The following is an 11,806-nucleotide window of genomic DNA, read 5'->3' as shown; positions in this document are numbered from 1 at the left end:
TTTACATTTGTTAGTTGTTGAAAATCAGAAATCTTCTGAAGAAGTAGTGCTCATACTTTCTAATAGCAAAATTACAATATTTTGTTGTATTGCAGTGGGTTTCTATAAAGAATATGAGTTTGATAAGAGAATAATGATAATTGCAGGTCTACTCTACATGTATATAAAAAGAAGTGGGAGGAAAAAACATACGGCTTTTCTTGTTTTTTCTTTGTCGTTCGCGTAACTTTGCAGGAAGATCGTTCTTAACTTGGGCGGAATAGGTCTGCTAGCTGCCCTTTGCTCCTGCTGAAAAATATGTAATTATTTGAAAATGTAGGAGATAGGATGATTCTTGTAATCCTAAAAGCATATACAATCCACCACTGACATGGAATATAACTTCAGAGACATTGAAAAAAGATGGCGCGAAACCTGGGCGCAAGAAGGTACCTACCACGCGCAAACGGGGAGTGATCGCCCAAAATACTATGTGCTCAATATGTTTCCTTATCCTTCTGGAGCGGGACTTCATGTGGGGCATCCCCTTGGTTACATTGCTTCCGACATCTATGCCCGCTACAAACGTTTGTGCGGCTTCAATGTGCTCAATCCTATGGGCTATGATGCCTATGGATTGCCTGCTGAACAATATGCTATCCAAACGGGACAGCACCCTGCAGTGACCACTCAGCAGAATATCACGCGCTATCGAGAGCAGCTCGACAAAATCGGTTTCTCCTTCGACTGGAGTCGTGAGGTGCGCACGTGCGAACCTGATTACTACAAATGGACACAGTGGGCATTTGGCAGAATGTTCCAATCTTTCTATGACAATGCCGCACAAAAGGCACGTCCTATCAGCGAATTGATCGAACATTTTGAAGCCAACGGCACAGAAGGGCTGAATGTGGCTGAGACTGAAGCTCTGCACTTCACGGCTGCTGAATGGAAAGCCATGAATGAAGTGGAGCAGCAGCAGGCTTTGATGAACTATCGCATTGCCTACATCGGTGAGACGATGGTGAACTGGTGTCCTGCGCTTGGCACGGTGTTGGCTAATGATGAAGTGGTGGACGGTGTGTCTGAACGTGGTGGACACCCCGTTGTGCAACAGAAGATGAAGCAATGGTGCTTGCGCGTGAGTGCTTATGCAGGTCGCATGCTCGACAGCTTAGAGCACCTTGACTGGAGCGATTCGCTCAAGGAAACACAACGCAACTGGATTGGTCGTTCGCAAGGTACGGAAATGGAGTTCCGTGTGAAAGACAGTGACCACAGTTTCACCATCTTCACCACACGTGCCGACACGATTTTTGGTGTGACCTTCATGGTGCTTGCTCCTGAGAGTGAACTCGTGGCACAACTCACCACCGATGCTCAGCGTGCCGAAGTGGATGCTTACGTGGCAGCCACGGCTAAGCGCACGGAGCGTGAGCGCATCAGCGATCGCAAGGTGAGCGGTGTGTTCTCTGGGGCGTATGCAGTGAACCCTTTCACTGGAGCTGAAATACCTATCTGGGTGTCAGACTATGTGCTCGCTGGATACGGCACCGGTGCTATCATGGCAGTGCCTGCTCACGATAGTCGCGACTATGCTTTTGCTCGTCATTTCGATCTTCCCATCGTGCCCCTTATCGAAGGTGCCGATGTGAGCGAAGAGAGCTTTGATGCTAAGGAAGGTATTGTGACGAATTCTCCCAAGGCGGGCGAAACAGCCCTCCATGGTTTCTCGCTCAATGGATTGACCGTGACAGAAGCGATTGCTAAAACGAAGGCTTTCGTGACCGAACATAAGTTGGGCCGTGTGAAGACCAACTATCGCTTGCGCGATGCCATCTTCTCTCGCCAACGTTATTGGGGTGAGCCTTTCCCCGTGTACTATAAAAACGAGATGCCTTATCTCGTGCCAGAAGACTGTCTCCCCATCGAATTGCCTGAAGTGACAAGGTTCTTACCCACTGAAACGGGTGAACCTCCTCTTGGCAATGCCACACACTGGGCGTGGGACGAGGAGAATCGCTGCGTTACTGACAATAGCCGCATCGACCACAAGACGGTGTTCCCGCTTGAACTCAGCACGATGCCTGGTTTCGCAGGATCTTCTGCCTACTATCTCCGCTATATGGATCCCCACAACAATGAAGCATTGGTAGGTGAGGCCGCTGTCAACTATTGGCAACAGGTGGATCTCTATGTGGGTGGTTCAGAACATGCTACTGGTCACTTGATCTATTCACGATTCTGGAATAAGTTCCTCTTCGACCTTGGAGTTTGTCCCAAAGATGAGCCTTATCAGAAGTTGGTGAACCAAGGTATGATCCAAGGTCGTTCCAACTTTGTCTATCGCATCAAGGACACGAACACCTTTGTGAGTCTTGGTTTGAAGGACAACTACGAGGTGACTCCTCTGCACGTGGATGTGAATATCGTTTCTGCCGATGTGCTTGATGTTGAAGCCTTCAAGGCATGGCGCCCTGAATATAAAGATGCAGAGTTCATCCTCGAAGATGGAAAGTATATCTGTGGTTGGGCAGTGGAAAAGATGTCGAAGTCGATGTTTAATGTGGTGAATCCTGACCTCATCGTTGAGAAATATGGTGCAGATACGTTGCGACTTTATGAAATGTTCCTGGGCCCCATCAACCAAAGTAAGCCTTGGGATAGCAATGGTATCGATGGCTGCTTCCGTTTCCTTAGAAAGTTGTGGAATCTCTTCTACAAAGACGAGCAGTTCTTGCCTACTGATGTAGCTCCTACCAAGGAAAACCTCAAGACCCTTCACAAACTCATCAAGAAGGTGACCGATGACATCGAGGTGTTCTCTTACAACACGTCTGTGCCTGCCTTCATGATTGCTGTGGGCGAATTGGCGCAACAGAAGTGCTCCGCTAAGGAAGTGCTTCAGTCGCTCGTGGTGCTGCTCGCTCCCTTCGCTCCTCACGTGGCAGAAGAGTTGTGGCACGCACTGGGTCACACCACCACGGTGTGTGATGCTACATGGCCTAAGTTTGATGAGGCGCACATCAAGGAAGACACCGTGACACTGGGTATTTCCTTCAATGGTAAGACACGTTTCACGCTCGACTTTCCCGCTGAAGCTTCTAAGGAGGAAATCGAAAAAACAGCACTCGAGTCAGAACATAGTGCGAAGCACCTCGAAGGTAAGACTGTGGTGAAGGTGATTGTAGTGCCTGGTCGTATCGTGAACATTGTGGTCAAGTAGAAATAAGATGGAAGACGTTAGACGTTATGGGCTGCTGGTAGGCTCTAACCTCTAACGTCTGACGTCTAATCTCTAGAATCTTGCATCTTTACGTCCTATATGCTAGAGGCTAACGTCTAATTTCTAACGTCTAACCTCCAACCTCTAATTACTAAGGTCTAATACCTAACCTCTAAATAGGGGCTGTGCCCCCTAATGTCTCAATCAAATGTCTAATCTTAAAATCAACTGGAAGCTCGAAATTCAGGATTTGATCATTATCTCTCTTGGATTGTTATGTTATTCCATCGGTTATTATTGTTTCCTTGTGCCTCACCAGGTCACCCCAGGAGGAACCACAGGTCTGGGATCCTTGGTGTTTTATGCGACAGGCTGGTTCAAACCACAATGGACATTTTTTATAGCCAACGTGATACTCCTTTCTGTGGCTTTGAAGGTGCTAGATTGGAAATTTTGTCTGAAGACCTTCTTTGCTATTGCAATGCTTTTTGTGTTCCTCGCTGGGGTAGAAAACGTACTGCGCTATCTTTGGGAAGTTAAACCTGAGTTCTTTCCCGCAGGATTCAATGAAGCTGTGGGATTGCCCATCGTTACCAGTAACGCGTTCATGAGTGCTGTGTTTGGATCGGGTATTATGGGATTGGGCATGGGACTTGTTTTTCTGCGCAATGGTTCGACAGGTGGTACTGATGTGATTGCTGCGATGATCAACAAATATCGCGATATGTCGCTCGGTACACTCATTCTACTTTCTGATGTGGGCATTATCACCGCTTCGCTGTTCTTGCCTAATAGCAATCTTGAGAAACTCTTGTATGGCTACACCACGCTCATCATTATCACGATGATGGTAGATCTGGTGGTGAATAGTGGTAGACAATCGGTGCAGTTCCTCATTTTCTCTAATAAATACGAGGAAATCGCTTCAGAAATCAATGCCCTCAATCGTGGTGTCACAGTGCTCAATGGACAAGGGTGGTACACGAAACAGGAGCGCAAGGTGCTTGTCGTATTGGCAAAGAAACGCGAGGCGAGTACGATATTCCGTATCATTACTGCTGTCGATCCTCATGCTTTCGTGAGTCAGACTTTGGCTAGTGGCGTGTTCGGTTATGGCTTTGACCGCATCAAGGTAAAGGCTAATGCCGAGCAAAAACAACGTGCCGAAATGGAAAAGTTGAAAGCTAAAGTAGCTACTGACCAAGCTAATTCACGTCGGTAGTCTCTATTAGTGTGATGTAAGAAGAGTTTCCCCTTCTTCATCACACACTTTTTTGGAGAAATCTCCGTTATCAACATGGAGGTTTCTCTCTCTTTTTCTCATACTATGTCTTCTCTATAATATAGGAGCCGTTTATGGTTTCGCGGAGGATAAAGGGTAGAAAAGATTTTATGAACAGATAGTCTCAAAGCTCTAATTCTTAACTTACTAAAAATGCTTGTTATTGCTACCAACAACGTCCACAAACTTGAAGAAATTCGTGCTGTCGTGGGAGATAGATTTAAGATTGTGTCACTGGCCGATATCAATTGCCACGAAGACATTCCCGAAACGGCCGATACGCTTGAAGAGAATGCTCTGCTTAAAGCACGTTTTGTGCACGAGCGTTATGGACTTGATGTGTTTGCGGATGATACTGGGCTGGAAGTGGAGGCTCTCAATGGGCAGCCTGGGGTGCATACGGCACGCTATGCTTTTTCTGATCGCCACGATACTGAGGCCAACGTCACAAAGTTGTTGCACGAGATGGAAGGGAAGACCAATCGAAAAGCTGCCTTCCGTACGGCTATTGCGCTCATCTTGGATGGAAAAGAATATCTGTTTGAAGGAAAAGTAGAAGGCTACATCACACCAGAACGTCGAGGAACCGATGGTTTTGGCTATGATCCAGTGTTTTCTCCAGAGGAGACAGGCAAGACCTTTGCTGAATTAGGGGTTGAAGTGAAAAATAGTTTGTCTCACAGAGCAAGAGCAGTTGCTCAATTGCTTAAGTTCCTAGCTACTGTTCAATAAGTCTAACCTCGCAGACTTTGTTTGAGTTTGCGTTTTTAATACTTCAAGATTTGTATAAACTTATCATTTATCTCCTTCTCTGCTTTAGTGTCACTGCTCAAGCAGCTGATTTCTCTCGATGGACACCTCATCTTTCCTATTACGATGGGAAGGAGGTGGTGCGTGATGGGCGGTATCTCTATGCTCTGATGGGTGAGAATCTTCTGGTTTGCGACCTTGTGGCCCGCACTTCCACTCCCATCACCCGTATGTCGCATGGTCTTGCTCGCAAGTCTATTGCTCACATTGGGCTGTCTCGCAAGCATCGTACTCTGATTCTTCTTTATGCAGATGGTAATGTAGATTTGCTCAGATTGCAGACTGGAACAGTGGAGCATCTCCCGCATCTTGCCAATTATCAACAACAAGAACTTGTTGTCCAGCGTTTGCGAGTGCAGGATGATGATGCTTTTGTCACCACCAATGCGGGTTTTCTTTGGATAGATGTGGGGCAGGCTCTTGTGCGTGGGCATTTTGCCGTGGGACAATGTCTCGATGTGGTGCAATGGGGTGGACAAATCTTTGCTGCTTTTGGAGGAAAGCTACGTCAAATCAATAGACGAAGCAACTTTAATGACCTCTCGCTTTGGACTCTGGCTCTCGATGCTCATGTGAGTGCTATTGCACCTTCTGGTAAAACCCTCTTTGTAGCACTTGATCCAGACCAAGGTGTGAATGCCGGACTCTGGAGTATTTCAGCTCCTTCTACATCTTCTTTAGAGACTATGGCTGCGCAGGTGAACCCCTCTGCTGGTTGGGTGCACTTTGACAAAGAGTATCGAGGAAATGACCTGCACATAGATGCTGAAGGTAGGCTTTTGGCCTTTCAGCGAGGGCAAGCCGTATTAGTATCTCCTACAGAACAGACATCGCTTGTTCGTACCCAACTTCCAGCCGAAGCCCAGTGCGCAGAGACAGATGGTCAGGGAGGATGGTGGCTAGGATTTAGTGATAAAGGAATTGCGCATCGTCCAGCTAATGCTGTGGATTGGACTGTCGAAAAAGCCTCACAGCGTTTTGGTGGGTGGGGGCCACGTTACGATTTAGCCTATTTTATGCGTTATCGCGGAGGTGATTTGTTGGTCGCTTGTGGTCGCCTAGACCCTCTAGATAGGGTATCCTATCCTCAGATGGCTGAAATTTACGATGGGAAGTCTTGGAACTTTCTAGACACCCCCTCTGCTTCAGAAGGATATGTGGGTACTGCGTTTCAGAATGCCACTTGCATCGATCGCAATCCTCTGAATTCTCAGCAATATGCAGTGACAACTTCCCGTACGGGGCTATATCTTTATGAGGGAAATCATATCAGTAGGCAATATACTTACACGAATTCTCCCCTTGTTTCAGCTGAAAAGCGCAATGAAAACGCTTTTAAGAATTATGTCCGTACTGATGGAGCTATATATGATGCCCAAGGTAATCTCTTTTTGCTCAACAGTAGTGCAGATACAGCTCTCCATGTTATAACTCCCCAAGGCACTTGGGGTAAAATATACCTGAGTGCGCTAGATAATGCTCCGACATTGGAAAAGACGATGTTTGACTCTAAAGGTAGATTGTGGATGCTTTCTCGTCGCTCTGCAGGGGATTATAATAGTGGTTTCTTGTGTTTAGATTATAATAAAACTCCCACAAATACACGAGATGATGTGTCTACTTTCCGTTCCTCTTTTTCTAATCAAGATGGGGAAAAAATCATTTTCACTTTTGCTACTTCCATTGCGGAAGACCGTGATAGTGCCATTTGGTTAGGGACGAATCAAGGTTTATTCCGAGTGGACAATCCTAACACCTGGAGTAATCGAGATTTTTATGTCACTCAAATTAAGGTGCCTCGTAATGACGGAAGTAATTTAGCAGATTATCTGTTGGCTGGAGCGAGCATCTCGGCCATTGCTGTGGATGGGGCCAATCGCAAGTGGGTGGGTACACTCAACGATGGTTTGTATCTTCTTTCAGCAGATGCACTCACCGTAGAACAACATTTTACAACAGATAACTCTCCACTTTTCTCCAATGAAATATGGAGTATAGCATGTCATCCATCTTCTGGTGAAGTGATGATTGGTACTAGTGCAGGGCTTCTTTCTTATCAAGCAGGTGTTTCTGCTCCTGCCACATCACTTCAGACTTCAAATATCCGGGTTTATCCTAACCCTGTTCGTCCAGATTATGTAGGAAATATCACCCTGGATGGTCTTGTGGCGGATGCAGAAGTTCGTGTGGTGAGCTCGGATGGTCGCCTGATTACGCGTGGCATGAGTCTTGGAGGAAGTTTCACATGGGATGGACGAACAGCCCGAGGCGAGAAGGCAGCATCAGGAGTCTACTATTTCTATGTCGCTGCACAAGGGGGCGCGCAGAGTGTCGTAGCGAAGGTGGCTCTTGTACGATAAATCGTAGAGGGAAATCACCTTATTCTATAGGTAAAACAGCCTGTAAACTCGATAAAATCCACTTTTTTGAGGAGATTCTATCAAAAAAAGAGAATTTTATTTGTGCAACCCACTATATTACAATATATTTGCAGGGAAAAGAAACACTAATTTCTGGAAAAATCACTCTTATAGAATTGAATAATCATTTAAATACATCACTAATATGAACAAAACAGAACTCTCTAGCGCAGTGGCTAAGCAAGCCAACTTGACGCAAGCTCAGGCTAAGGCCGCTGTAGAAGCTACTCTCGATGCTATCGCTGCTGCCGTTAAGGAAGGTGACAAGGTGGCCCTCCTCGGTTTCGGTACTTTCTCTGTTACAGAGCGTCCTGAACGTCAAGGTATCAACCCCGCTACTAAAGAAAAGATCACTATTCCTGCTAAGAAGGTGGTTAAGTTCAAGGCTGGTTCTGCTCTCGAAGTGAAGTAATACTTCTTTCGAAACCCCACATAAGCGCGACATACCTATACGGCGTGTCGTGCTTTTTTTGGCTTCGCACGGACTCCTAATTTATAGATAGTCGGCGAAAGAAGTAGTGGTATTTTTATCGCTCTGTTAGTTTCTCTGTCATAGTGCGAATGCTAAGACAAATCTTGAGCATAAGTAGAGAAGAGGTTTGATCTACAGCCATGATTATCGATTCTCTAATGTCTAATGTCTACTCTCTAACATTCAATGTCTACTAATCGAATTCCTCTTCTAGCTCATTTTAGCCTTGCAGGTGCAGCAATCTGTTGGGGGCTCATGTCGCCACTGGGCAAAGATGCCATGCAACATGGCATTGATGGCATCACGCTCGTTTCACTGCGAGTCATGGGAGGTGCTATACTCTTTTGGATTTCCTCTCTCTTTGCACCTCGTGAATCAATTTCCCGAAAACATATCGCTCTTTTGTGCCTTGCTGCAGTTTTTGGACTCGTAGGCAATCAGTGTTGCTTCACCATTGGGCTTAGCCTCACTTCGCCTGTCAATGCTGGTATTGTCACCACAACCATGCCCATTTCAGCACTTATTTTTTCGGCGATAATCCTTAAAGAACCTATAACATTGCGCAAAGCACTGGGTGTAGCCTTGGGATGCTGTGGTGCAGTCTTGCTGGTGATGTCGAGCGTGCGTGCTGCTTCTGGAAGTGCTGCGGTAGGCACTTTGAGCATGGGCGACATTCGTGGGGATCTCCTCTGTTTTGCGGCTCAGATATCATATACCATTTACCTCACTGTGTTCGGGTGGTTGGCTAAACGCTACAGTATCTTCACGGTGAATAAGTGGATGTTCCTTTCGGCCACCTGTATCATTTGGCCATTTACTGCATATCATGTGTGGCAAACTCCATGGAGCACTCTTTCTGCTGTCACGCTCGGCGAAATTCTTTATGTCGTCGTCGGAGGAACTTTCCTAGCTTATATATTGATGATTCGAGGTCAACAAGTGTTGCGACCAACTGTGGTAAGTATGTATAACTATGTGCAGCCCATTGTAGCTGTCATTGTTAGTATTATTCTTGGGCTTGCAGTCTTCACGCTCACCCACGCCTTGGCCGTGGCACTCATCTTTTCGGGAGTAGCTCTTGTGACACTCTCCAAGTCGCGCCGCGACTTGCTAGAAGCAGAAAAGCGTGCCAAAGCCTCCTCTACTTCGTCTTTATCTGAACTGCAAGCGGCCTCAAAAGAACAGTCTTAGTGCTGAACCCTTCGTTCTGTTTTATTTCTTACGTAATACTTTTTTATATGAGCAGAGTCTTATTATTCCGCAAGAAGTCTTCTCGTATTTTGCCTTTTTGTTGTACCTTTCTACTCTTCTTGTTCTGCTTTAGTGGAATCAGCTTCGCTTTTCATCACAAAGATCAGCAGTCTACTGCCACTACCAAGGCTACTTTGTCTGTACATTTCAGTGGGATAAAGGAGAGCAAGGGGAGAATCGTCCTTTCTGTCTATGATAATCCCGAGCACTATCGCAAACAACCCCTTCAGGTGCTGCGTGTGGCCACGGCCACTGCTCAACAACATGGAATCTCTGTGGCACTGCCAGCAGGCACTTATGCTATCACCATCTATCAAGATGCCAATGGAAATGGAAAAATAGATCGTAATTTCATGGGGATTCCCACCGAATTAGGTGGGTTTAGCAATAATCCCCGCATTGTCATGGGTCCACCTAGTTTCAAAAGATGCGCTTTTCGACTTGAGGGAAATCTCCACACTACGATTCTCTTGCATTGAACAGCCTTTGTCATTGTACCTTATTCCACATTGGTTGTCGCTCAAATACCTGATGATTCGCCGATTCATCTATTGTATCATTTATGAAATACATGTCCGCACTCGCTCTGCCGTGCTTGAGTGGTCTTTTTCTTCTCTTGGGGGGAATCTTTTTCTCCGGAGTAGCCCTTGCGCAAACAGCTGAAACCGATTTGTGTCATCAACTCACTGCACGTTGCGACACAGACTCCGTTGAAATCAAAACGCTTTATCTTGATGTTGATGCTCTTGCTTTCTTCAAAGACAACGAGTTCGATGGAAACATTGCCAAAGGCTACACCCTCCCTGGAGTGCGCCTTACTCCGTATCTCGCTTATCGACCTCTACCCAATTTGAATTTGCAGCTGGGACTCACCGCACTCTGCTATGACGGCACCAACTACTATCCCAACTATGCCTTTCACGACATCGTCACCTGGAAGGGCAATGCTTATCAAGGATTTGCACACGCTTTGCCCTTTTTTTGAGTGGCACTGCAGATGGGAGCTGCCACTCTTGTGTTGGGTGACCTCTACGGGGGAGCAAATCATAATCTAATTCTTCCGCTCTATAACCCCGAGACTCTACTCACCACTGATCCCGAAAAAGGATTTCAAACCATCATTCGCACGCGTCACTGGAAGATGGATGCGTGGATTGATTGGCAAAGTTTCATCTACGAGATGGACAAGCATCAAGAGGCTTTCACGGTGGGCATGTCGCAAATCCTGCATCTTCTCCACCCGCATGCTCATGGATGGTCGCTCGATTTGCCAGTGCAAATGATGGTGCAACACCGCGGAGGAGAACAAGATGATACGGATTTGGGAGTGCAAACACTCTGCAATGCTAGTGTTGGGCTGCAGTTACGAAAAACTCTGCATCATCGTGTTTTCAATGAGGCTGCACTAGAGATGCACGCACTTGGCGCCTATCAGCAAGCTGGAAAACTGTGGCCCTTCAACAATGGTGCTGCCATGTGGGTCAGTGGTTCGCTCAATCTGTGGCATGCTCTCCGACTTCAACTCGGATGGTGGAAAACGCAAGATTTTGTCACACTCTATGGTAGTCCTTTCTTCAACACGCTTTCTCTAAAAAACGAAGGTGCGCGTTTTTCTCACATGAACACTGCCTTTTGGAGTGTGGAATTTGTGCGAACTTTGTCTCGCGACTATGTTTTTGGGGCAAAAGCCAATGGTTATGTTACTGATGCCGGACATTTGTTGTTGAAAAATGGTGCCATAGATCCAGCCGCCCTGCGTCATACTTTTTCTTTTGGTGTGTTTTTACGAGCCCATCCACGTTTCTTGCTCAAAAGATTCAAGTAATTCTTCCTAGCTACGTCTGCTCTAGGGTAAACAAGCCTATTTCGCAAGTGTATCGATTCGTTTATGGAGGATTATCACCTTCGCCACTGCTGTATGAATCATTTTCTACGCGCGCGCGTTATTATTTTGTCTATGCTTGAAAGTTGTCTATTCTCGCAATTAAAGGTTGAACTTCTAAGCTTGCAGCTCTTCCATTTCCTGCTTTATTTGTGTTTCTATTTGCTGTGAGAAATATTCTTTCGGAGGGGACTGAAAAAAACTCCAACGTTTTTGGGGAAATCTCCCACGTTTTTTGAGAAAGGTCCGAGAGAAGCGGAGAATTGGTGGAGAACAACTGCCGATAGTGGAGCATTTTAGAGACCGCAAAGCGCGATGATAGCATGAGACACCCTCAAACGCCATCAAAGGGGATAGAAAAGGGTAAAATCTCGTTCCAGTGGGGTGGGTGTGAAAAATGGGCTATAAGGGTGGAACTTGCGTAGTATACATAGCAAAATGGTGCCATCTAAAATTTTCCTCCGATTTTTTTATAGAAAGTCTT

General features: G+C 46.2%; 9 protein-coding genes. All 9 read left to right on the top strand.

The features are described from left to right. The first annotated feature begins 370 nt into the window (after positions 1 to 370). The 9 genes from leuS (at position 371) to HMPREF9999_RS02705 (ending at position 11,265) form a co-directional block, all read left to right on the top strand. Positions 371 to 3,205: a leucine--tRNA ligase gene (gene leuS, locus HMPREF9999_RS02740; RefSeq protein WP_009436790.1), complete on the top strand. Its 2,835-nt coding sequence runs from the start codon at positions 371 to 373 to the stop codon at positions 3,203 to 3,205. Between the two features lie 208 nt (positions 3,206 to 3,413). Then, positions 3,414 to 4,427: a YitT family protein gene (locus HMPREF9999_RS02735; protein ID WP_009436789.1), complete on the top strand. Its 1,014-nt coding sequence runs from the start codon at positions 3,414 to 3,416 to the stop codon at positions 4,425 to 4,427. A gap of 213 nt (positions 4,428 to 4,640) precedes the next feature. Then, positions 4,641 to 5,219, top strand: a complete 579-nt coding sequence (locus HMPREF9999_RS02730) for a non-canonical purine NTP diphosphatase (RefSeq protein ID WP_009436788.1) — start codon at positions 4,641 to 4,643, stop codon at positions 5,217 to 5,219. 50 nt (positions 5,220 to 5,269) lie between these two features. After that, the gene (locus HMPREF9999_RS09880) at positions 5,270 to 7,657 is read left to right on the top strand and encodes a hypothetical protein (protein ID WP_052316470.1); all 2,388 of its coding nucleotides are present in this window, start codon (positions 5,270 to 5,272) and stop codon (positions 7,655 to 7,657) included. A gap of 205 nt (positions 7,658 to 7,862) precedes the next feature. After that, positions 7,863 to 8,129 (top strand): HU family DNA-binding protein, encoded by a 267-nt coding sequence (locus HMPREF9999_RS02720; protein WP_009436786.1) that lies wholly within the window; start codon positions 7,863 to 7,865, stop codon positions 8,127 to 8,129. A 246-nt stretch (positions 8,130 to 8,375) separates the two neighbouring features. After that, a complete protein-coding gene (locus tag HMPREF9999_RS02715; protein WP_009436785.1) occupies positions 8,376 to 9,380 on the top strand; it encodes a DMT family transporter in 1,005 nt (334 codons plus the stop codon). 47 nt (positions 9,381 to 9,427) lie between these two features. After that, the gene (locus HMPREF9999_RS02710) at positions 9,428 to 9,919 is read left to right on the top strand and encodes a DUF2141 domain-containing protein (RefSeq protein WP_009436784.1); all 492 of its coding nucleotides are present in this window, start codon (positions 9,428 to 9,430) and stop codon (positions 9,917 to 9,919) included. Between the two features lie 83 nt (positions 9,920 to 10,002). Then, a complete protein-coding gene (locus HMPREF9999_RS09875; RefSeq protein ID WP_009436783.1) occupies positions 10,003 to 10,425 on the top strand; it encodes a hypothetical protein in 423 nt (140 codons plus the stop codon). Next, positions 10,426 to 11,265, top strand: coding sequence for a hypothetical protein (locus HMPREF9999_RS02705; RefSeq protein WP_009436782.1), 840 nt, complete (start codon positions 10,426 to 10,428; stop codon positions 11,263 to 11,265). The last annotated feature ends 541 nt before the right edge of the window (positions 11,266 to 11,806 follow it).

The organism is Alloprevotella sp. oral taxon 473 str. F0040, from assembly GCF_000318095.2.
In the GTDB taxonomy this organism is placed as follows: Bacteria; Bacteroidota; Bacteroidia; order Bacteroidales; family Bacteroidaceae; genus Alloprevotella.
The sequence above is the reverse complement of the archived record's forward strand: the minus strand, read 5'-3'. Positions and strand labels throughout refer to the sequence as shown.